Genomic DNA, 21791 nt, shown 5'->3' with positions numbered 1-21791 from the left:
CAAGCAAGCACCCTCCTCCAAGGCTCGCGGCGAAGGCACGTCCACTACCAGGAAAAACGAGAAGACCGGCGCGAAGGCAAAGTCCTCGCCCGAAGCCGTCAATCTTGCCACCCCGGATGCGCAACCCGAAGAGTCGAGGTCGGCGCAACCCATTGCATCCAATAGCATGTCCGCCCGGAACACGACAGCTGAGCCACCATCCCCCTTGCGATCGATCGTCATCCGTGGCGCGCGTGAACATAATCTCAAAAATGTCGATCTCACGATTCCGCGCGACAAGCTGGTGGTCTTCACCGGTCTTTCCGGCTCCGGCAAATCCTCTCTCGCTTTCGATACGATCTATGCGGAAGGGCAACGCCGTTATGTGGAATCGCTTTCCGCCTATGCGCGCCAGTTTCTGGAGATGATGCAGAAGCCCGATGTCGACCAGATCGACGGGCTCTCCCCCGCCATTTCCATCGAACAGAAGACTACGTCGAAAAATCCCCGTTCGACCGTCGGCACGGTCACCGAAATTCACGATTACATGCGGCTTCTCTTTGCCCGCATCGGCATTCCCTATTCTCCGGCGACCGGACTGCCGATCGAGAGCCAGACGGTAAGCCAGATGGTCGATCGCGTGCTCGCCTTGCCCGAACGCACGCGGCTCTATCTGCTGGCCCCGGTGGTGCGCGGCCGCAAGGGCGAATATCGCAAGGAGATCGCCGATTTTCAGAAACGCGGCTTCCAGCGCCTGAAGATCGACGGCACCTTTTATGAAATCGACGAGACGCCGCAACTCGACAAGAAGCTGAAACACGATATCGATGTCGTGGTCGATCGCATCGCGGTCCGCGACGACATGCATGCGCGTCTTGCGGAAAGTTTCGAGACCGCGCTCGAACTCGCCGATGGCATCGCCATCATGGAATATGCGGACACATCGGGTGGCGCCGACCAGCCGGAGCGGATCGTCTTTTCCTCGAAATTCGCCTGTCCGGTCTCGGGCTTCACCATTCCGGAAATCGAGCCCCGCCTGTTTTCCTTCAACAATCCCTTCGGCGCCTGCCCGGCCTGCGGCGGCCTTGGCTTCGAGCAGACGGTCGATCCCGATCTCGTCGTCGCCGACAAAAGCCTCAGTCTCCGCAAGGGCGCAATCGCGCCCTGGGCGAAATCCTCATCTCCCTATTATCCGCAGACGCTCGAAGCACTGGCAAACCATTTCAAATTCCGGCTGGATACACCTTACGAGAAACTCGACGACAAAATACAGCACATGCTGCTTTACGGATCGGGAGCCGAACCCGTCCATTTTCTTTATGAGGACAATAGCCGCGCCTATGACGTGACCAAGCCTTTCGAGGGCGTGTTGCGCAATCTCGAACGGCGCTATCGCGAGACCGACAGCGAATGGACACGTGAGGAAATCGGCCGCTTCATGACGGCGACGCCGTGCAAGGCCTGTAACGGATTCAGGCTGCGGCCGGAAGCTCTGGCGGTCAAGATCGACGGCTGTCACATCGGTGAGGTCAGCGCTTTATCGGTTCGCGATGCCCGCGGCTGGTTTGCCGCCCTGCCGGCGAAGCTCGACACGAAACGGCAGGAAATCGCCAAGCGCATTTTCAAGGAGATCAACGACCGGCTGAGCTTCCTCGTCGATGTAGGGCTCGATTATCTGACGCTCGCCCGCTCTTCCGGAACGCTTTCGGGCGGAGAAAGCCAGCGTATCCGGCTCGCCTCGCAGATCGGATCCGGCCTCACCGGCGTCCTCTATGTTCTCGACGAGCCCTCGATCGGTCTGCACCAGCGCGACAATGCCCGGTTGCTCGACACTTTGCGGCGCCTACGCGATCTCGGCAATAGCGTCATTGTCGTCGAACATGACGAGGATGCGATTCTCGCCGCAGATCATGTGGTCGATGTCGGTCCCGGCGCCGGCATCCATGGCGGCGAGATCATCGCTCAGGGCACGGCCCGGGAAATCATGGAAATCCCAGCCTCGCTCACCGGCCAATATCTGCGCGGTATCCGCGAGGTCGCGGTTCCGGGCTCAAGGCGCAAGGCCGATCCGGAACGGGTGATTACTATTTCCGATGCGCATGGCAATAATCTCAAGCACGTCTCGACGCGCGTACCGCTCGGGCTTTTCACCTGCGTCACCGGCGTTTCGGGAGGCGGCAAATCAACCCTCATCATCGACACTCTCTACAAGGCCGCCGCGCGTCGGCTCAACGGCGCGCTGGAACATCCGGCGCCGTTCAAGGAGATCGACGGACTCGACGCCCTCGACAAAGTGATCGACATAGACCAGTCACCGATCGGCCGGACGCCGCGTTCCAACCCCGCAACCTATATCGGCGCCTTCACACCCATCCGTGAATGGTTCGCGGGCCTGCCCGAGGCCAAGGCGCGCGGCTATCAGCCCGGCCGTTTCTCCTTCAACGTCAAGGGAGGCCGCTGCGAGGCCTGCCAGGGTGATGGCGTCATCAAGATCGAGATGCATTTTCTGCCCGATGTCTATGTCACCTGCGACGTCTGCAAGGGCAAACGCTACGATCGCGAGACGCTGGAGGTGAAGTATAAGGGGAAATCCATCGCCGATGTGCTCGATATGACGGTCGAGGAAGCGGCGGTTTTTTTCCGCCCGGTGCCATCGATCCGCGACAAGCTCGAAACGCTGGCCCGCGTCGGCCTCGGCTATGTCCGCGTCGGCCAGCAAGCCAATACGCTTTCAGGCGGTGAAGCGCAGAGGGTCAAGCTCGCCAAGGAATTGTCGCGGCGCTCGACCGGCCGCACCCTCTATATTCTCGACGAGCCAACCACCGGCCTGCATTTCCACGATGTCGCCCAATTATTGGAAGTGCTGCATCAGCTCGTCGAGCAGGGCAATACGATGGTTGTGATCGAGCATAATCTCGAGGTCATCAAGACCGCCGACTGGATCATCGACCTCGGCCCGGAAGGGGGAGACGGCGGCGGCACGATCGTCGCCGAGGGTTCCCCCGAGACGATCACCAAGGTTCGCGAAAGCCATACTGGGCATTATCTGGCCGAGGTGCTGGCACGCCGGGCGCCGGCACAGCCGCAAACCACCCGGAATGAGGGTGGGGAAGAACAGTCAGACAGCGGGCAGAAACCCAAAAGGCGAAGCCGCGAATCCCGGACGTAGAACGTTTCCGATTTCTCCGGAAACGCTCCCTCAACGTGAGAGAAAGAAAAAATTTCATTTTTCCTTCAAAAAGCTCCTCAATTTTCACTCCAGCGGTGCCGAATTCAGAGATTTTTCTCACTGGCCCCGCCGAAGATACGCCATGCGCTCGGTGCATTGGCTGATTCGAACCTCTCCGTTCCGACACCAATCCCCGACAGAAACGGGTTTAGCCTCAGACGAGGGAAATGGATCAGAATCCGGCCGCTCAAGTGGTGGAATCGTGCTCATCACGGAACCTTGCCGGTCCTTTCGGCCGTGATCGCCAAAGTGTGATCAGAAGGTCTAGAAACTCTTGATATTGCTAGATGTCATGCGTTTTTCGCATGTCTGCCAAGTAAAAACGGCGCTTGTGGAAAATCTTCTCATAAATGATATTCCAATCATCAACCGAGCCAATCTCCCTCCTGTGCCGGTTGATGCGAGATATCGTCGTCATTCTTTCAGAGCTTTCCCCCCAGCTCGCAGGATGAAAGTTTTTCCCACACTTTCATCACCCTACTGGGAATGACACGTTGTTTTCTCGCAATTGACGCGTGGCAGGTTCCCCCTCCCTCCCCTGCCCGCTATAGTAGCGCTCGCCGATCCTCCCCCGGCGGGCGCTTCTCTTTCTCCTACTTCCCCCACGCTTCGAAATTATCGACACCCTAGCGGGTTGTGCGCTGGTATCCATCGTGCTGAATTTACATATTTCAGCTGTCGCCAGGATACGCCTCACTAGGGCTCCGGTCTTAAGCATTTCGGATATAATCGAAACGCTCTATGGAATGGGCTGGGAAGCGTATCGTCCCCCATCACGATGGTTTCACAGGAGCCGAAAAGAGATCTCTTTCGCCCTGATGCCGCAGAGCAGGATGCGATACCTCGCACCGGCTCTTCTCTTTCGAGCAAAATACATGTCATCTCCCATTCACATCATCGGCGGAGGATTGTCAGGGTCGGAAGCGGCCTGGCAGATCGCCCGCGCCGGGATTCCCGTCGTCGTTCACGAAATGCGGCCGCTGCGGCACACCCCCGCTCATCAGACCGATGCTCTCGCCGAGCTCGTCTGTTCCAATTCCTTTCGCGCCGATGATCCCGAGGCCAGCGCGATCGGTATCCTGCATCGCGAAATGCGGAGTCTCGATTCCCTCATCCTCCACGCAGCCGATATCAATCGCCTGCCTGCCGGCGGCGCGCTGGCGGTCGACCGCGAAGGCTTCGCCGCCTTCATCACCAAAGCGATTGAAACCTCGCCGCTCATCACCCTGATCCGCGAGGAAGTGCAGGACATTCCGGAAGATTGGGAGCAAACCATCATAGCGACGGGTCCCTTGACGTCGGAGACGCTTGCCGGCCGCATCAAGGCCCGGACCGGCGAAGAGGATCTCGCTTTCTTCGATGCGATCGCGCCGGTCGTTTATCGCGATTCGATTGATCTGACGAAGGCTTGGTTCCAGTCGCGCTATGATAAAGTTGGCCCCGGCGGCAATGGCGCCGATTATATCAATTGCCCGCTCGACAAGACCCAATATGAGAATTTCGTCGAGGCATTGGTGAAAGCCGACAAGATCGCCTTCAAGGAATGGGAGGGCACGCCCTATTTCAACGGCTGTCTTCCAATCGAAATCATGGCCGAACGCGGACCTGAAACCTTGCGGCACGGGCCGATGAAACCCGTCGGCCTAACCAATGCCCATGCGCCAACGGTCAAGCCCTATGCCATCGTGCAATTGCGCCAGGATAATGCGCTGGGCACGCTTTATAATATGGTGGGATTCCAGACCAAGCTGAAACATGGCGAGCAGGTTGCCCTGTTCCGCACCATACCCGGTCTCGAAAACGCCCGTTTTGCGCGGCTCGGTGGCCTGCACCGCAATATTTTTCTGAATACTCCGAAAGTTCTCGATGCACGCCTGCGGCTGAAAGCTGATCCGAGACTGCGTTTTGCCGGCCAGATCACCGGATGCGAAGGCTATGTCGAAAGCGCCGCCATCGGGTTGCTGGCCGGTCGCATGGCCGTTTGCGACCGGCTGGGCAAGGAATTCGTGCCGCCCCCCGCGACAACCTCGATCGGCGCGCTCTTCAACCACATCACCGCCGGCCATATTGAAACGATCGACGCCGGCCCTCGTTCGTTTCAACCGATGAATGTGAATTTCGGCCTGTTCCCGCCGCTTACGGAAAAGATCGTTTCGCCCGACGGGAAGCGGCTGCGGGGACCGGAGAAGGACAGGCTCAAAAAGCGCCTCTTGAGCCTGCGCGCGGAACGCGACCTTGAAAGCTGGCGCGACGAGAAGCATCCAGCCGAGCAGGCTGAAGGGGAGCCGCAAGAGGCTGCGACAACCCTTTCATAAAACTGCTCCCCCAACACTATCACGCCGCCTGTTTTCCTCTCGCACTGGCATGGTACTTGTTTGGCGGGTTACCGGGGATTTTCAGGCAGGCCGGTGGGCCGCCCTCTTTCATCGATGCTGCGGCTGCCGAGATAGGGATTATTTTCGTCGGGCAAATTCCTCTGCATCGCGACCTGATGAACGAGGCCATTCGAACCGATATCCGGGCGTGCCGCGGGCCTGAACAGGAGCGTCACGGCGATGATGGCGAGAACGAAAACGCTCGCCCAGCATCCGACTTTCCAGATTGTATTCATCTTCTCTTCCTCCAGAGGGGTGGACTCGACGCTTCTTTTCCTGAGATTCCGCTCCATGAGGTGCAATCTCTCGCATCGAGCCCGTTGATGCACCTTCTCCCATCGAAGAAACGTCTACCCTGGAAGCGGGGTTCGCTGGATCCCTGCCCAGGATCCCGAAATATTTTGCTCAAGAGTCCGTCAGAGGCCCTGTCGCGCTTCATATTTTTCACGATGTTCATACTTGACCACGACGTTATCTGGGCTCAAGCTGGGTAAATTCACCTTTCCTTCACAGGGAAATCAGAGTCCGATGAACGAAGAAACGTCCGTCCTCGTGCTCGGCATTGGCGAACTGGCTTCCGCCGTGGCGAGAAAACTCCATCTCGCCGGTCATGCGGTCGCGATCAACCAGAGTACGCCGCCAGCGGTCATTCGGCGGCGCATGTCATTTGCCGATGCCTGGACGGATGGCAGCTGCACATTCGAGGGCGTGGAAGCGCGCCGTTCCGACAAGAGCAAGGATTTCCTTGCTGGTCTGCGCAGCGGCATGTTCATCCCGATCCTCTGGCATAATTTCGAGGAAGTCACCGAACGCTGGCCATGGGACGTCATCGTCGATGCGAGACCATACGACGGCAAGCCGCGTCAGCGCGTGCGGTCGCTCGCGGAATTGACCATCGGTATCGGTCACGGTTTCGTCGCCGGCGATGATTGCGACCTCGTCATCGATACCGGTCTTCGCGATCCGGGCGCTGTCCTGCGCAGCGGCACCCTGCCCGTGCGCCCGGAGGATGAGGATTCCGCCTTTCCCGACGGCAAGGTTGTCCGTGCCCCGCATCATGGCCTGTTCCATATCGCGAAATTTCTCGGCGACGATGTCGAGGAAGGCGAGATCGTCGGCTGGATCGGAACAACGCCGATCCAGGCTCCCGCAAGCGGCAAATTGCGCGGGCTCGCGCGGGATGCCTCCGCGGTCAGCAAGGATGCCGAACTTGCCGAAGTCGCCACCTCCACCCAGGCCGAGACGGCAGGCATGACCAAGCGCGACCGTCTGATTGCACGCAGCGTCGCCTTCGTGATCGAGATCGAACGCTCGGGCTTCCAGCCAATCTCTCTCGAAAATCTCCTCTGATCGCCAGACCTGAATTCTCTCCGGCTTCAATGAAAAACCCGGTCCCTGAGGCCGGGTTTTTCATATTCATCTGCTCATCAAGCGATGCTCCCGGTTCACGGACACACAATGATTTCACCCGGGACATGGCCTGTCTTTCACAGCCGGGCTGATGGCGTCTCAAGCGCATACAAAGTCTCAATGAGCATGACTCATTGAGACTTGTCCCCGCGACTGCGGGGCGGCGGCTTTCCGCCGAACCTCACTGATCCCAACAGGTTGGGATCAGTGAGACTTGGTATAAGACAGGCACACCTGATCCCTTCATCCAAAGCCGCATGCATTAGAGTTCCCGATGGATCCCAAGACGACGTCCTATATTTTGACGATTTCCTGCCGTGACACGGTAGGTATTGTCGCCGCTGTGTCGAGTTTCTTCGCCGGACGCAATATTTTCATTTCAGAGTCCACCCATTACGGCGATCCTGAAACAGAAAAATTCTTCATGCGCACAATGTTTCAGGCGTCATCCGATGCGACCTCTTTCACTGCGTTGAAACAGGCTTTCGGAGAAATCGCCGCGAAATTCGGGATGATCTGGGACATTGTCGATGCTACCAGAAAATCGCGTGTCTTGATCCTGGTCTCGAAATTCGATCATTGTCTCAACGACCTGCTCTACCGTTACCGCATCGGCGCGTTGCCAATTGAAATCCCGGCGGTCGTGTCGAACCATCCCGATCTGCAACGCGTCGTGGAATGGCATGGCATTCCCTATTATCATCTGCCCGTCACCAAGGAGACGAAGGCCGAACAGGAAGCCAAGATCCTGGAAATCATCGATCGCCTGCATATCGATTTGACGGTGCTCGCGCGTTACATGCAAATCCTCTCCACCGATATGTGCAAGGCGCTTGCCTGGCGCGCAATCAATATACACCATTCGTTTTTACCGAGCTTCAAAGGCGCCAAGCCCTATCATCAGGCCCATGCGCGCGGCGTAAAGATCATCGGCGCCACCGCCCATTACGTCACCAGCGACCTCGACGAAGGCCCGATCATCGAACAAGCTGTCGAACGCGTCGACCATAGCCAAACCGCTGAAGAATTCGTGGCCATCGGCCGTGACATTGAAAATATCGTTCTCTCCCGCGCGGTGAAATTCCACGTCGAAGGGCGCGTCTTCCCGAATGGCAACAGAACCGTTGTGTTTCGTCGCTAAAGAGGCCTGGAACTGTCCAGAATGGCTCCACTCAAAAACTACGGCATCAAGACCATCGGTCAGAAGCCTACGCACAATCACCTCACAATGTGTCAGCGCACTCCTCGTATGTGATGACCATCATCATGGCAGATGGTGAATCTGATAGGCAGGAGATGGTCAAGGCCCCGGATAGGCCCAAGAAAGTAAACCCTATAACAACAAACCGGACAGTGAAGAGACCACTGTCCGGTTTGCTGCATTTATGAAGTTGAAGAGCATCCCTCATAAATTCGGTTGATCAAGCAATGCTCTCAAACATTGAAGCGCCGAAACTATTTCTGTCCCTTGCGCTACAGCAAGGCCTTGCCGGCGATAAGCCCGAGCACAAGAAAGATCAGGAACAGGACAACGGCGATATAGAAAAGTATACGCGCAATATCAGCCGAAGCTTCGGAAATGCCGGAGAATCCGAAGATAGCGGCAACGATGGAGATGATAAAAAAGAATAAAGCCCATTTCAGCATGATACAGCCTCCCCGGACCGGCGGAACCGATCACGGTTACACTCATTCGAGCAGCCTGGAATTCCCGGCCGCAATCAGCACTCGAACGTATGTATGAAAGGGAATGTTCCCTTGGCTCACGGCTATTTGATTTGCGATTTGCAAACAGGCACAAACAGCGGCCTTCCTTTAGCGGAACGCCGCCGCCCCGCTATCACGGGGGCCGACTGTTGTTGCTTTGCTTGAAGTATCAGAGCATTTCCGGATTGAGCCGAAACGCTTCAGGCGGCGAGAAAAGTCTGAGCCGCCAGGCCCGCAAAAAAGATGAGACCCGCATCGCGATTGGAACGGAACAGGCGCAAGGCTCCGGCGCCGTCATCAAGATCGATTTTCGTCACCTGCCAGCAAAGATGCACGGCGAATCCGGCCCAGCCAAGCAAGGCGAAACCATGAAGACCGCCGATGCCGATCAGCGCGAGGGCGCTCAGGCAGAGCGTGACCGTATAAAGCAGGCCGACACAAAGCCTTAGACGAGACCCGAACAGGCGCGCAGTCGATTTAACGCCGGCTTTGACGTCATCGCGAATATCCTGAATCGCATAGATCGTATCATAACCGATCGTCCAGGTGATCGCTCCGGCATAAAGCAACAGGGGCGCGAGCGTCAGGGAACCGTAAGCTGTAGACCAACCCATCAAGGCGCCCCAGGAGAAAGCGCAGCCGAGAACCGCCTGCGGCCAGGAGGTGATTCTCTTCATGAAGGGATAGATAGCGACAAAGCCCAAAGACGAAATGCCGAGGACGATCGAAAAGACATTGAAGCTTAACAGGACGGCAAGACCGACGAGTGATTGCAGGCCAAAGAAGAGAAAAGCGGCGTGGAGGCTAACCCGACCGGATGGCAGCGGCCGCATGCGTGTCCGTTCGACCTTCGCGTCGATCTCGCGATCGACAATGTCATTATAGGTCGAGCCGGCACCTCGCATCGCGATCGCGCCGATGAGAAACAGGAGCAGATGACCATAATGGAGTGGCGTGCGGGTGGCGAGGCTGGCGAGCGCACTGCCCCACCAGCAAGGCAACACGAGGAGCCACCAGCCGATGGGACGATCGAGCCGCGCAAGCTGCAGATAGGGATGCAGAAAATCCGGCGTCAGCCTGAATAACCAGGGATCTGTTGCCGCATCCGGCAAAGCCACCGCACGCGGCATTCCCTCCATTCGGCTTCCATAGGGCATTAGAGTGGACCCGTCGGCAATTTCACCTGCGGCACATTGAGGGCGCCACCACCGCCGGCAGCGGCCTGGCTTTGCGCCTTCTTGACCTGAGCCGCCACGGTGCAGGCCTGATTGGCGACTGTCGCGGATTTCGCGGACATGGCTTTGATATTTTCCAGCGCTTCGTCAGGGACGGAGCACCAGTCCTTGTTCTTGCTGAGATAAGCGACAAGCTCACGCTCGACACTGACGAGACTGCGCAGCTTGGGGCAAGAGGCCACCGGATCCAGCTGCTTTTTGTTGCCGGCCGCCAGCTTGTTCAACTGGTTGATCACCGCCTGCCGGCGCTGGTTCAGATTGGCAATATCGGAATTGCAATCCTCTGCCTTCGCCGGAACAGCGGCGCAGGCGAAGACCATCAGGCCAGCCGCAAGCGCGAGAAAGCCCGTTTTTGGCAGTGCCGGAAGATGATGCATGCGCATGATCCTTGTCTTTCTTCTTTCGGCTTGAGCCTCGTCTTTTATGGGGATAGCACCTTCCTGTCCACCGCTCCAGACTCGCCCGCCGCTTTCGGTCCGGCTCTTTCGGTCCTACTCATGTCGCGTTACGATTTTTCAGCGCCACGCCTCTTTCTCGACGCCCCTCTGCAGGTGGGTGCGCGCGTCCAGCTCGAAAAGCAGCAAAGTCATTATCTCTGCAATGTCCTGCGACTTGCGGCGGGAGACGCCGTCCTTGTTTTCAACGGGAATGATGGAGAATGGCGCGCCGTCCTGACAGCCTGCGGACGCAAGGCGATCGAACTCAACATCGAGCAGCAGACACGGCCGCCGGAACCACCGAACGACCTGCATTACCTGTTCGCGCCTCTAAAACATGCGAGGCTCGATTATATGGCCCAGAAAGCTGTTGAAATGGGAGCCGGAAGGCTGCAACCGGTTTTGACGCGGCGTACGCAAACCGAGCGTCTCAATCTCGACAGGCTGCAGGCCAATGCGATCGAAGCCGCAGAACAATGCGGCATCCTCGCCCTGCCGACGATCGGAGAGCCTGTACGGCTCGACGCTTATCTCGAGCGGCGTGCCGACGGCCGGATTCTCGTCTTCTGCGACGAGGACGCTCCCCCCGTGAGTCCGCTTCCCCTTTTGCGCGAGGCGCTGCGGCCGAAGGGCGTCCCCTGTCTTCCCACCGATGTATTGATCGGGCCCGAAGGCGGCTTCGCTCCCGAGGAACGCGAGAAGCTTCTCGGCACCCCCAATCACGTCCGAATCTCCCTCGGTCCGCGGATTTTGCGGGCCGATACGGCGGCAGTTGCGGTCCTCGCACTCGTCGAAGCCATTCGCTCCGAATAAAGCCGCCTCATCGTCGCTCTGCCAAAGGTCTATAAGGTTAGCGCAACGACCTATGTCGATGGACCGAGGTTCAGTAAGAAGTGAGAAAGCTTATATCGAAATTTAGAATATTTCCTTCACCCTGCAGCTAAAATGAAACACGATCTTGCCCCAATGCAGGCGCACCCTTCGGCCATTGATATTTCTTGTTTTCAGTCACTTTGATTCGGAGCCCCATGACGGCGCGTCTTTTTTCCAATGTCATGCTCGCTTGCGCTCTCATCATCATGGTCCAGGCAGCGCATGCCCAATCTCTTTCCGATGAAAGAATAGAAGAACGTGTTGGGCAGGCTTGCGCCGCTTATGGCCCTGGCTTCGTTCCGGCCGAAGGCGGCCGATGTGCCCGGATCGATGGTCATGTCCGGGTCGAGACGAGATCCTCCTTTGATCAGGGCTTCCCGGACCGGGTTGTGACAGCGCCGAGCGCCATGTCGGCGGCGATGCGGAACGATGGGGCGAATGATCGCGCCCATGCTCAATCCAATTCTCTCGGCCGCCGAGACCATCTCCGCCTGCCCAATATCTCCGACGTGATGGAGCCAGGCTTCATCCGTTAAGGAGGCTTTTGCCGAAATCACCTTCCTTGCTTCAAGTTGAGCCGCCGGGAAATATCCCTGTGGCATGAATGCGTTGTTTCTGGCGGCGTCCTCTCTCCTCAGCATTCGTCACATCGATCGCATCAACTCGCCCTCCCCGCATCATCATTTCCCGACGATTATCCCAAGTCTTGGCGATCATCCCCAGGCATCAAGTGTCGAGCCATACTCGCCGAGCAAGATCACAAGCGAAAGTTCCGCTTGAACGAACCAATGGGTACGGTTAGAAAGATGCGAACTTCCGATATTGATTGGAGCGGAGTGCAAACCGTTCTGATGGAATCGACGATCTGCGTAGTTCACGAGAGCATTTTCCGCGACGTTTGAATCACTTCGAAAATACTCTGCTTTTCGAGCGGAGCATTTCCGGAGAGATCGGAAATGCACTCGGGTGAATCCTCTCCGGCCGCATCGTCGTTCCTGAAGAAGTGCTCTGCTTGATGTGTTTTCGAGGCGGCCGCGACGCGAGCCATTGCGTCGCGCGCGATCGGGTTTCGCACGCCGATCGATGCATTTTGGTCTCTCGGTCATCTGCGGAACCGACACTATCCCGTGACGCCGCCTTTGAGGATTTCGCTCATGCGTTTCCCTTCTCTTGTTCTAGCCGGAGCGATCGGCGCAGCTCTGTTGATGGGCGACCTGCAAAGCCTGGCGACATCCGCAACTCCAAGCCCTTCAAAGGCCACGGCGGAACCCGGACTCATGGGTTTGATCGACAAGCTGCGCGGCAAGACATTGCCCGACGGTATCGTTCAGACAAATGGGCGGATCGAGGCAACGGAGGTGGACGTATCCGCGAAATATGGCGGCCGCCTCTCCGAATTGCTGGTCAAGGAAGGCGACGACGTCACCGCCGGACAGATCATCGCACGGATCAGTTCACCCGAAACGGAAGCGCAATTGCGCGGCGCCCAGGCCAAGGTTCTGGAAGCCAAACAGGCCTATGCCGAAGCCGTGGCTGTGATCGCACAGCGCAACAGCGATCTGATCTTCGCCAGGGCAGATTGGGAACGCGGCCAGCAGCTCGTCAAACAGGGCTACCTGACCCAGCAGACTTTCGATTTGAGGCAAGCCAAATATGACGCGGCGACCGCCTCCGTCCAGGCCGCGAATGCGCAACGGGACCAGGCACAATTTTCGATTGAAAGTTCCGAAGCGGATGTCCAGCGGCTGGAAGCCACATTGGTCGATCTCGTCTTGCGGGCTCCGGTCAGCGGCAGGGTTCTCTACAAGCTCGTCCAGGCCGGCGAAGTCGTCGCGCCCGGCATGCGTATCGTGACCCTGCTTGACCTCAGCGATGTCTATATGACGATCTATCTGCCTGCCGCCCAGGCCGGCCGGTTGTCGATTGGCGACGAGGCACGGCTCATCGTCGATCCGGCTCCGGAATATGTCATTCCCGCAAGCATCAGTTTCGTCGCCACCGACGCTCAATTCACGCCGAAGACCGTTGAAACCGACAGCGAAAGAGCGAAGCTGATGTTTCGTGTGAAGCTGCAGCTCGACCCGAAATTGCTGAAGCAATATGCTGCCGAAGTGAAGACGGGCGTGCGGGGCATAGGCTACGTCCGCACCAGCGTGAAAGTACCATGGCCCCCAAGTCTCGCCACCAAACTACCCGCCACGCAATAAGCGATAGGCTATGACAACGATCCCGGAACGCCTTCGAACATTCTCCGCAGTCTCGTAGACCGCAGGGCTGGCAAACCACGATCATTCAATCCGAACGGACTTTGAAAAGGCTCCCTCGCGCCATGACCGGGAATATCGCCGCTCGGATCGAAAATGTCTCCCACCATTATGGGAAAAGCACCGCGCTCGATCAGGTAACGATCGATATACCCGGGCGCTCGATGGTGGGTCTCATTGGTCCAGACGGCGTCGGTAAATCGACCCTGCTGGCACTCATCGCCGGTGTTCGGCAGATACAGCAAGGTCATGTCACGGTCTTTGATGGCGATATGGCGGACAGCGCCCATCGCAAGGCGATCTGCGCGCGCATCGCCTACATGCCGCAAGGGCTCGGGCGTAATCTTTATCCGACGCTCAGCGTGTTCGAGAATATCGACTTTTTCGGGCGTCTCTTCGGACAACCGGAAAAGGAACGGCATGAACGCATCGAGATATTGCTGAAGGCGACCGATCTCTTTCCTTTCATGGAGCGTCCGGCGGCGAAACTGTCGGGCGGCATGAAACAGAAACTCAGCCTGTGCTGCGCGCTGATCCATGATCCGGACCTTCTCATTCTCGACGAGCCGACGACCGGTGTCGATCCTTTGTCGCGCGGTCAGTTCTGGGATCTGATCAACAGGATGCGGCAGCGGCGGCCGCAGATGAATGTCATCATCGCCACCGCCTATATGGACGAAGCCGCGCGTTTCGACTGGCTGGCCGCCATGGATGGCGGCAAGGTGATCGCTACCGGCACCCCCAAGGCGCTCCTTGAACAGACGAAGACGCAATCGCTCGACGCCGCCTTCATCAGCCTGCTTCCTGAACAGGAAAGAGCAGGACACAAGCCGGTCGTCGTACGCCCGCGACACGTCGACGAGAATGAGGTGCCGGCGATCGAGGCCGAAGGTCTCACGCGGCGTTTCGGTAATTTCGTCGCCGTCGATCACGTGAGCTTCCGGATCGGCCGCGGGGAGATTTTCGGCTTTCTCGGATCGAATGGTTGCGGCAAATCGACCACGATGAAGATGCTGACCGGCCTGTTGCCCGCCACCAGCGGCACCGCCCGACTGTTCGGCCGGCCGATGAGTTCCGACGACATGGAGATGCGGCGCAATACGGGCTATATGTCGCAATCTTTTTCGCTCTATAGCGAATTGACAGTGCGGCAGAATCTCGAGCTGCATGCCGATCTGTATCACCTTCCGAAGCCAGAACGCGGCCCACGCATACAGGAACTGCTCGCACGCTATGAGCTTGCCGGCGTCGCCGATGAATATCCCGCGAACATTTCCCTTGGGATCCGGCAAAGATTGCAGCTCGCGGTCGCTGTTCTGCATCGGCCGGCACTGCTGATCCTCGATGAACCGACATCGGGCGTCGATCCGATCGCGCGCGACGCATTCTGGACTTCCCTCATTTCGCTTTCGCGCGATGAAGGCGTCACTATCTTTCTCTCGACGCATTTCATGAACGAGGCAGAGCGCTGCGACCGTATCTCGCTGATGCATGCCGGCAAGGTGCTCGCCGTCGGGGCGCCACAGGAGCTGGTTGAAAAGCGCCACGCGCAATCTCTCGAGGATGCTTTCATCGGCTACCTCGCCGAGGCCGCAGGGATCTCAACAACCGAGCCCGTCGCGGCCCCGGATGCGATCCAGCCTGAGCCCCAAGAAACGCATACGCTCCAGCAGAAACGGCAATTTTTCGACCCCAGACGCCTTTGGGCCTATGCGCGGCGCGAAAGCATGGAAATCCTGCGCGATCCCATCCGTCTCGCTTTCGCGCTCATCGGTCCCCTGCTCCTGATGATCGCCTTTGGTTACGGCATCTCTTTCGATGTCGAAAACCTGCGTTTTGCGGCCTTCGATCAGGATCGCACGCCCGAAAGCCGGGAACTACTCGAACATTTTTCCGGCTCGCGCTATTTCGCGGAACAAACGCCGATCACCTCATTGGCCGACCAGAACCTGCGGCTGCGCAGCGGCAAGCTCGCTCTGGCGATCGAGATCCCTCCCGATTTCGGCCGAGACCTGCTTGCCGGACGCTCACCCGAGGTCGGCGTCACCATTGATGGCGGCATGCCGTTTCGTGCGGAAACAGCACGCGGCTATGTCAACGGCGTTTCTCTTCTCTATTTTCAATATCTGTTGCAGCATAGTCCATTGCCGACATTCGCGGTCATGCCGCTCTCTATCGAAACGCGATTTCGCTACAATCAGTCCTTTGAGAGCGTCAATGCCATGGTGCCTGGCGTAATCATGCTGATGCTCATCCTGATACCGGCCGTTATGTCGGCGATCGCCGTCGTCCGCGAGAAGGAAACCGGCTCGATCGCCAATTTCCGCTCGACGCCAACGACGAAATTCGAATTCCTCGTCGGCAAGCAATTACCCTATATCGCCATTTTCATGGTCAGTTTTTTTCTTCTGGTCATTCTCGCAACGACCGTGTTTCAGGTGCCCGTCAAAGGCTCGTTCCCTACCCTTGTCGTCGCAACCCTTTTGTATGTGACATCGACGACCGGATTCGGCCAGTTGATCTCCACCTTCACGAAGACGCAGGTGGCGGCGGTCGCCGCCGCCACGATCATCAGCATCGTTCCGGCAGTCAATTTTTCGGGTTTTCTCACTCCGGTGTCGTCAATGTCGACAGCCGCGCGGCTCCTCGGCGCCGGAGTTCCGGCCGCCTGGTATCAGCCAATCAGCGTCGGTATCTTCACCAAGGGACTGGGTTTTGCGAATTTGTGGCGGGAAATGGCGATGCTGATCGGCTTTGCCATCATTTTCCTCATCGCCGCGCAATGTTTCCTGAACAAGCAGGAGCGCTGAGATGGCTGCGGAGCAAGAGAAGGCGGAAGAGACAAAGATCGAGACGACAGGTACGCGCCGCGCCTTCTGGCCGCAATTGTGGCTTCATATCCAAAACATCTCTTACCTCACGATGAAGGAACTGCGCAGCATTCGCGCTGATCCCATCATGATGGTGCTCGTTGTCTATGCCTTCAGCGTCGCGGTCTATACAGTCGCCAATGGTGCGACGACAGAGGCGCGCGACATGACCATTGGCATTGTCGACGAAGATCATTCGACACTTTCGCGTCAGTTACTTGACGTGATGAAGCCGCCGCTGTTTCGCAAAGCCGTGGAAATCTCCGTGGATCAGGTCGATCCGATGATGGATGCGGGACAGCTTGTGTTCGTGCTGGAGATTCCACCGCGTTTCGAACGGGATCTTCTCACCGGCCATCCGACCTCGATGCAATTGAATGTCGATGCGACAGCAATGACGCAGGCCGGAAATGGCTCCGGCTATATCGAGAATATCGTTACGGCGGAGATCACCAAATTTCTTTTGTCGCGGGAGATAAAGGCCGCCATGCCGGTCGATTTCGTTACCCGCGTCCTGTTCAATCCCAATCTCGATTCGAGCTGGTTCACGTCGGTGATGCAAGTCATCAACAATATTACCATGCTGACGGTGATCCTGACCGGCGCGGCCTTGATCCGTGAACGTGAGCAGGGAACCGTCGAGCATCTTCTCGTCATGCCGCTCGTCCCGGCCGAAATCATGCTAGCCAAGATCATCGCCAACAGCCTGGTGATCCTGTGCGCCGCGTCACTGTCGCTGCTCTTTGTGGTCCAATGGTGGCTTCAGATTCCGATCACCGGATCAATTCCACTGTTTCTTTTCGGAGCGGCAATTTATGCGATCACGGTCGCGACACTCGGCATCCTTTTGGGAACCATTACATCGACGATGGGCCAATTCGGCCTGCTCGTCATTCCCATTCTCATGATCACGCAGCTATTGTCCGGTTCCACCACACCGATGGAAAGCATGCCGGTCTGGTTACGCTATGGGATGCAGATCACCAGCCCGACACCGCATTTCGTCGCCTTCGCTCAGGGGGTGCTGTATCGCGGCGCCGACCTGCAGATTCTCTGGCCGGAACTCGTGGCCATCGTCGTCATCGGCAGTGTCTATCTCCTGTTTTCCCTGCGCCGTTTCCGGCAGGTCATCTTTGGTGGCTGAAGCCCCGCAGCACCACTGTGCAACGGCGGGTCCAAGGGTCCTCAAGACGAGGCACTCTCGCCGGATTCGGTTGATTCCGCCACATCAATGGGTTTATCTTTGGCTTGAGTATGAGCCGCCGGCCGTTTTATTCGACCAAGCACGCTCACTGATGGTTCTGAAAGGACACGCGACATGCGCCTGCGTTTTCTTGCCGCTGCCTGCGTGACGATCTCATTTCTGCTGACCAGCTGCGCGTCGCTGCCCCGCGTGCCCTATACGAAAGCGGAAGCCAGCGACGCTCTGCCAATGGGCATTCAGAAAGTTCGTCTCTGGGCGGATTTGGAACCGGAAGATGGCCAGTCTGTCGACGCCAGCTTCAAGCCGGCTCTTGCTCGCAACGAACACTTCTCCTATCTCGCCCTCTCGGGCGGTGGCAGCGATGGTGCCTATGGTGCCGGCATTCTCAATGGCTGGACCGAAAGCGGGCTGCGGCCGAAATTCAATGTCGTATCGGGTGTCAGCACCGGCGCCCTGATCGCGCCCTTCGCCTTCCTGGGACCTGCCTACGACCAAACCCTGCGCGCCATTTATACGGATGGAATCGCTTCGACGCTCGTCGATTCGCCTAATTTCACCCGGATCATCTTCAAAGATGGGCTCTTCAGCAATCAACGGCTTCAGGAACTCGTCTCCCGTTACGTCGACGCCCCAATGGTCGAGGCAATCGCGCTGGAACATCGCAAAGGCCGGCGTCTCTTCATCGTGACGACCAATCTCGACAGTCAACGCGGCGTCGTCTGGAATATTGGCGCGATCGCCAACAGTGGGTCGCCCTATACCATTGATCTGATCCGCAAGGTTCTGACCGCTTCGGCCAGCATTCCGCTCGTCTTTTCGCCAGTCCTCATCGATGCGCAGGCCCAGGGGCATACATTCCAGGAAATGCATGTCGATGGCAACGTGACGACGAGCTTCTTCGTGCTGCCACCGAGCATGCTGGTCAGCCAAACCCCGAGACCGACCGATGGCGGCGATGTTTATGTTCTCATGAACACGACGATCGATCCGAGTTTCGCAGTTGTCGAGAACAGCACCTTGCCGATTACGAGAACGTCACTCAGCACGCTTCTCCGCAGTACCTCCATGAACAAGCTGCTTGCCACTTATCTTTACACACGCACGCATCATATTGGTTTCCATCTCACTTCGATCGAAGCGCAATATGCCGGCAATTCCGATACACGCCCCTTCGATACTGACCATATGCGGCGCCTGTTCGAGCTTGGTTATCAGCGCGGGCGGCAGGGCCATTTCTGGCAGACATCACCCGCCAGCCCCAAACCCTCCATTCTCGCTGCTCAATAGCGGCGAGCCCCTCCCGAAAATCTGAAATCGAAGCCGAAATACCCTCGTGCTTTCGGCATGAGACCCTTGCAAAGACCACGACAAACCCCGATTGCAGAAGGATGGGACTCTTTCAAATCCCGCCTCACCGTTCACAGGATCCCGCGCCATGAGGCTCTCTCGGTGGTTCTCCCGTAATCTCCTGCTGGCTGCCACCCTGTCGCTTTTGTTTCCTTTCGCGCCAGTGTGGGGAGAACAAGCGGCGCCAATGCCTGCGCACGCTCAAACGGACAAGCCAAGCGGACAAGCGGAGCCGCCGCGCGATACGACGCCACCGCATCTGCTGCCGCCACCCGTCACGACCACGCATGAGCTCAACCTGCCCGGGCGGCGCCTGAATTTCACGGCGATCGCGGGGGCGATCCGGCTATCGGATGGTAATAGCGGCGATCCGCAAGCCGATGTCAGTTTCACCGCCTTTCTGCTCGACGGGCCGCAAGCGAAAGATCGGCCCATTATTTTCGCCGTCAACGGCGGCCCGGGCGCCGCGTCCGGCTGGCTCAATCTCGGCGCGATGGGACCGTGGCGGCTCGAAGCTGATCCGCATAGCATGGCCCCGTCCTTATCGCCCGATCTCGTCCCCAACGCCGAAACATGGCTCGATTTCGCCGATCTCGTCTTTCTCGATCCGCCCGGCACCGGTTACAGCCGGTTTTATGGCAAGAGCGATGAGGCACGCAAAAGCTTCTATTCCATCAACGGCGACATCAATGCTTTGAGCGTCGTCATCCGCAAATGGCTTACGAACTATAACCGGCTGGAAAGTCCGAAATTCCTCGCTGGCGAAAGCTATGGCGGCTTTCGTGTCCCGAAACTCGCGCGGCGGCTCCAGGAAACCGAAGGCATTGGTATCTCGGGCCTGATCATGATTTCGCCCGTTCTCGATTTCAGCTGGTTCGAGGGCGACAACAATCCCCTCATCGCCGTGACGCGCCTGCCATCGATAACCGCCGCGGCACGCGGGGCGGATCGCGCGGCAAGCCGTGCCGATCTCGCGGATGTCGAAGCCTATGCGATCGGCCCTTATATTACCGATCTTTTGCGCGGCGAACGCGACCCCGAAGCGCTCGACCGGATATCGGCGAAAGTGGCGAGCTTCACCGAGCTCGATCCCGCGCTCGTGCGGCGTCTCGGCGGCCGGATCGATCTTTCAACCCTTTCGCGCGAGCGCGCCCGGGCCGAAGGCAAGGTCGCAAGCCTCTATGACGCCGGCGTTCTGGGGTTCGATCCCGCGCCGCATGATGCCTCGAGCGATTATTCCGATCCTATCCTTGACGCGCTGCGGGCGCCACTGGCCACCGCAATGGCGGATCTGACCGGGCATCGGCTGAATTGGCCGATCGAGGCGCGCTACGAGATATTGAACGATGCCGTCAACCGGCGATGGGAATGGACATCAGGCCATAGCCGCAACCTAGCGGAATCCATGACCGACCTGAAGCGCGCGATGGCGCTCGATCCACGGATGCGCGTGCTCGTCGTGCATGGATTGAGCGACGTCGTGACGCCTTATTTCGCGTCAAAGCTCCTGCTCGATCAGGTCGCCCCCATGGGCAATCCCGACCGTCTGCGGCTGAATGTTCATCCCGGCGGCCACATGCTCTATTTCGAGGAAAAAAGCCGCGCCGCCCTTCGCGACGATGCCGCACGGCTTGTGCGCGGCCAATAGACGATGGCGTATCGCGCTCGCAGAACGAGCGCCTCGGTCATTCCTCGGCATCGGTGAAGAGAATGACTTCATCGGGAAGGCCGACGGTCACGCTCTTTTCGAGATTGATTCCGGCCACGCGAGCGAAGGCACCGTCGCCTTCAAGAAGCACGACAGCCTCCTCAGGCATGGTTTGCAGCAATTCGATCAGTTGAAGGACAGTCATTGCCGATTCCTGTGTAGGCCGATTCCTGTCTAGCTCTGGCTGCATTCCGCAGAGCCGTCCCGAGAAACGGGTTCGGGTCAAAGAGATATGCGGATAATAGCAAATTTCATGAAACCATGCGCCGCGCGTCTCTTTAACCGCCATTCCACTCCAGGGAATAACGCAAGAGCTCCAACGGGACCGTTTGAATAGGCAAAAATTGGCACTGGTGGATTGCAATCATTTACATTTTATATCTCCCGGACCGCGACTAGCTTCTCCTCAACAGCACGTCGATCGCCGATTTCGACCCTGAAATCAGGCCGGCTCGACGCGCCGAGCGAATTGCGGGGCGTCATCAAAGCCTATTGGCAGAAATCCGATGGCGCCTCCGCGGGAGACTGACATGACCAAAGTTCTCGTCCTCTATTATTCCTCTTATGGCCATATCGAGACCCTGGCCGAAGCCATAGCGGAAGGCGCACGCACGGCTGGTGCCGAAGCCACCGTCAAACGCGTGCCGGAACTCGTGCCTGAAGCAATTGCCAAAGCGCATTATTTCAAGCTCGACCAGAGCGCGCCCATCGCCACTCCGGATGAACTTACCGATTATGATGCGATCATCGTCGGCGCGCCGACTCGTTTCGGGCGGCTGCCGTCGCAAATGGCCAATTTCTGGGACATGACCGGCGGCCTCTGGATGAAAGGCGCTCTGATCGGCAAGGTTGGCGCTGTCTTTACCTCCACCGCCGTTCAGCATGGCGGGCAGGAAACGACATTATTCTCTCTCCTCACCAATCTTCTGCATCATGGCATGGTCATCACCGGCCTTCCCTATAGTTTCGCTGGTCAGATGAAGATGGACGAGATCACAGGCGGATCGCCCTATGGCGCGACGACGCTCGCCAATGGCGACGGATCGCGCCCCGTCAACGCCAATGAACTGGAGGCGGGAAAATTTCTCGGCAATCACGTGGCGCAAATCGCCACGAAACTCCACGCATGAACTGACCGTCCCCGTCTCAACTG

17 protein-coding genes are annotated in these 21791 nt (G+C 58.0%); 12 read left to right on the top strand and 5 right to left on the bottom strand.

Annotated elements, in window-relative coordinates; genetic code table 11:
* The first annotated feature begins 166 nt into the window (after positions 1-166).
* Both uvrA and trmFO read left to right on the top strand, forming a co-directional pair.
* Positions 167-3148, top strand: coding sequence for an excinuclease ABC subunit UvrA (gene uvrA / locus DL88_RS14375; RefSeq protein ID WP_084705206.1), 2982 nt, complete (start codon positions 167-169; stop codon positions 3146-3148).
* A gap of 935 nt (positions 3149-4083) precedes the next feature.
* Entirely contained in the window at positions 4084-5523 is a 1440-nt protein-coding gene (gene trmFO / locus DL88_RS14365) for a methylenetetrahydrofolate--tRNA-(uracil(54)-C(5))-methyltransferase (FADH(2)-oxidizing) TrmFO (RefSeq protein WP_084705204.1), read from the top strand.
* A 68-nt stretch (positions 5524-5591) separates the two neighbouring features.
* Here the strand turns inward: trmFO and DL88_RS14360 are convergent, their stop codons facing one another.
* Complete coding sequence (locus DL88_RS14360; RefSeq protein WP_034997348.1) at positions 5592-5819, bottom strand: hypothetical protein; 228 nt, start codon at positions 5817-5819, stop codon at positions 5592-5594.
* A 292-nt stretch (positions 5820-6111) separates the two neighbouring features.
* On the opposite strand from DL88_RS14360, the gene DL88_RS14355 reads away from it, so the two are divergent.
* Complete coding sequence (locus DL88_RS14355) at positions 6112-6933, top strand: hypothetical protein (RefSeq protein WP_034997345.1); 822 nt, start codon at positions 6112-6114, stop codon at positions 6931-6933.
* A 334-nt stretch (positions 6934-7267) separates the two neighbouring features.
* Positions 7268-8134, top strand: a complete 867-nt coding sequence (purU, locus tag DL88_RS14350) for a formyltetrahydrofolate deformylase (protein ID WP_034997344.1) — start codon at positions 7268-7270, stop codon at positions 8132-8134.
* A 332-nt stretch (positions 8135-8466) separates the two neighbouring features.
* On the opposite strand, the gene DL88_RS19960 is transcribed toward purU, so the two are convergent.
* The 3 genes from DL88_RS19960 to DL88_RS14335 all read right to left on the bottom strand — a co-directional run bounded on the left by DL88_RS19960 (position 8467) and on the right by DL88_RS14335 (position 10312).
* A complete protein-coding gene (locus DL88_RS19960; protein ID WP_034997343.1) occupies positions 8467-8640 on the bottom strand; it encodes a DUF1328 domain-containing protein in 174 nt (57 codons plus the stop codon).
* 260 nt (positions 8641-8900) lie between these two features.
* Positions 8901-9830, bottom strand: a complete 930-nt coding sequence (gene ubiA / locus DL88_RS14340; RefSeq protein ID WP_245270850.1) for a 4-hydroxybenzoate octaprenyltransferase — start codon at positions 9828-9830, stop codon at positions 8901-8903.
* A gap of 26 nt (positions 9831-9856) precedes the next feature.
* Positions 9857-10312: a hypothetical protein gene (locus DL88_RS14335; RefSeq protein ID WP_245270848.1), complete on the bottom strand. Its 456-nt coding sequence runs from the start codon at positions 10310-10312 to the stop codon at positions 9857-9859.
* 120 nt (positions 10313-10432) lie between these two features.
* Here DL88_RS14335 and DL88_RS14330 point away from each other — a divergent pair, with 120 nt between their 5' ends.
* The 7 genes from DL88_RS14330 (at position 10433) to DL88_RS14295 (ending at position 20578) form a co-directional block, all read left to right on the top strand.
* Positions 10433-11185: a 16S rRNA (uracil(1498)-N(3))-methyltransferase gene (locus DL88_RS14330; protein WP_034997441.1), complete on the top strand. Its 753-nt coding sequence runs from the start codon at positions 10433-10435 to the stop codon at positions 11183-11185.
* Positions 11186-11400: 215 nt separating this feature from the next.
* Complete coding sequence (locus tag DL88_RS14325) at positions 11401-11781, top strand: hypothetical protein (protein WP_034997338.1); 381 nt, start codon at positions 11401-11403, stop codon at positions 11779-11781.
* Positions 11782-12450: 669 nt separating this feature from the next.
* Positions 12451-13452 (top strand): HlyD family secretion protein, encoded by a 1002-nt coding sequence (locus DL88_RS14315; protein ID WP_051956001.1) that lies wholly within the window; start codon positions 12451-12453, stop codon positions 13450-13452.
* 122 nt (positions 13453-13574) lie between these two features.
* Positions 13575-16319, top strand: coding sequence for a ribosome-associated ATPase/putative transporter RbbA (gene rbbA / locus DL88_RS14310; protein WP_034997335.1), 2745 nt, complete (start codon positions 13575-13577; stop codon positions 16317-16319).
* A gap of 112 nt (positions 16320-16431) precedes the next feature.
* A complete protein-coding gene (locus DL88_RS14305) occupies positions 16432-17523 on the top strand; it encodes an ABC transporter permease (RefSeq protein WP_245270855.1) in 1092 nt (363 codons plus the stop codon).
* Positions 17524-17697: 174 nt separating this feature from the next.
* Positions 17698-18870: a patatin-like phospholipase family protein gene (locus DL88_RS14300; protein WP_034997334.1), complete on the top strand. Its 1173-nt coding sequence runs from the start codon at positions 17698-17700 to the stop codon at positions 18868-18870.
* Positions 18871-19018: 148 nt separating this feature from the next.
* Entirely contained in the window at positions 19019-20578 is a 1560-nt protein-coding gene (locus DL88_RS14295; RefSeq protein ID WP_034997333.1) for a S10 family peptidase, read from the top strand.
* Positions 20579-20615: 37 nt separating this feature from the next.
* Here the strand turns inward: DL88_RS14295 and DL88_RS20590 are convergent, their stop codons facing one another.
* Complete coding sequence (locus tag DL88_RS20590) at positions 20616-20783, bottom strand: hypothetical protein (RefSeq protein WP_169741588.1); 168 nt, start codon at positions 20781-20783, stop codon at positions 20616-20618.
* A 385-nt stretch (positions 20784-21168) separates the two neighbouring features.
* Between DL88_RS20590 and wrbA the strand changes: the two genes are divergently transcribed.
* Entirely contained in the window at positions 21169-21768 is a 600-nt protein-coding gene (gene wrbA, locus DL88_RS14290) for an NAD(P)H:quinone oxidoreductase (RefSeq protein ID WP_034997332.1), read from the top strand.
* Positions 21769-21791 lie beyond the last annotated feature (23 nt).

This window comes from Beijerinckia mobilis (genome assembly GCF_000745425.1).
In the GTDB taxonomy this organism is placed as follows: domain Bacteria; phylum Pseudomonadota; class Alphaproteobacteria; order Rhizobiales; family Beijerinckiaceae; genus Beijerinckia; species Beijerinckia mobilis.
This window is presented reverse-complemented; position numbering and strand designations above follow the sequence as displayed.

Coding starts and splice junctions, on each gene's coding strand:
- uvrA (WP_084705206.1), top strand. CDS start 167: ATGTCCGCCCGGAACACGACAGCTGAGCCACCATCCCCCTTGCGATCG.
- trmFO (WP_084705204.1), top strand. CDS start 4,084: ATGTCATCTCCCATTCACATCATCGGCGGAGGATTGTCAGGGTCGGAA.
- DL88_RS14360 (WP_034997348.1), bottom strand. CDS start 5,819: ATGAATACAATCTGGAAAGTCGGATGCTGGGCGAGCGTTTTCGTTCTC.
- DL88_RS14355 (WP_034997345.1), top strand. CDS start 6,112: ATGAACGAAGAAACGTCCGTCCTCGTGCTCGGCATTGGCGAACTGGCT.
- purU (WP_034997344.1), top strand. CDS start 7,268: ATGGATCCCAAGACGACGTCCTATATTTTGACGATTTCCTGCCGTGAC.
- DL88_RS19960 (WP_034997343.1), bottom strand. CDS start 8,640: ATGCTGAAATGGGCTTTATTCTTTTTTATCATCTCCATCGTTGCCGCT.
- ubiA (WP_245270850.1), bottom strand. CDS start 9,830: ATGCCGCGTGCGGTGGCTTTGCCGGATGCGGCAACAGATCCCTGGTTA.
- DL88_RS14335 (WP_245270848.1), bottom strand. CDS start 10,312: ATGCATCATCTTCCGGCACTGCCAAAAACGGGCTTTCTCGCGCTTGCG.
- DL88_RS14330 (WP_034997441.1), top strand. CDS start 10,433: ATGTCGCGTTACGATTTTTCAGCGCCACGCCTCTTTCTCGACGCCCCT.
- DL88_RS14325 (WP_034997338.1), top strand. CDS start 11,401: ATGACGGCGCGTCTTTTTTCCAATGTCATGCTCGCTTGCGCTCTCATC.
- DL88_RS14315 (WP_051956001.1), top strand. CDS start 12,451: ATGGGCGACCTGCAAAGCCTGGCGACATCCGCAACTCCAAGCCCTTCA.
- rbbA (WP_034997335.1), top strand. CDS start 13,575: ATGACCGGGAATATCGCCGCTCGGATCGAAAATGTCTCCCACCATTAT.
- DL88_RS14305 (WP_245270855.1), top strand. CDS start 16,432: ATGAAGGAACTGCGCAGCATTCGCGCTGATCCCATCATGATGGTGCTC.
- DL88_RS14300 (WP_034997334.1), top strand. CDS start 17,698: ATGCGCCTGCGTTTTCTTGCCGCTGCCTGCGTGACGATCTCATTTCTG.
- DL88_RS14295 (WP_034997333.1), top strand. CDS start 19,019: ATGAGGCTCTCTCGGTGGTTCTCCCGTAATCTCCTGCTGGCTGCCACC.
- DL88_RS20590 (WP_169741588.1), bottom strand. CDS start 20,783: ATGACTGTCCTTCAACTGATCGAATTGCTGCAAACCATGCCTGAGGAG.
- wrbA (WP_034997332.1), top strand. CDS start 21,169: ATGACCAAAGTTCTCGTCCTCTATTATTCCTCTTATGGCCATATCGAG.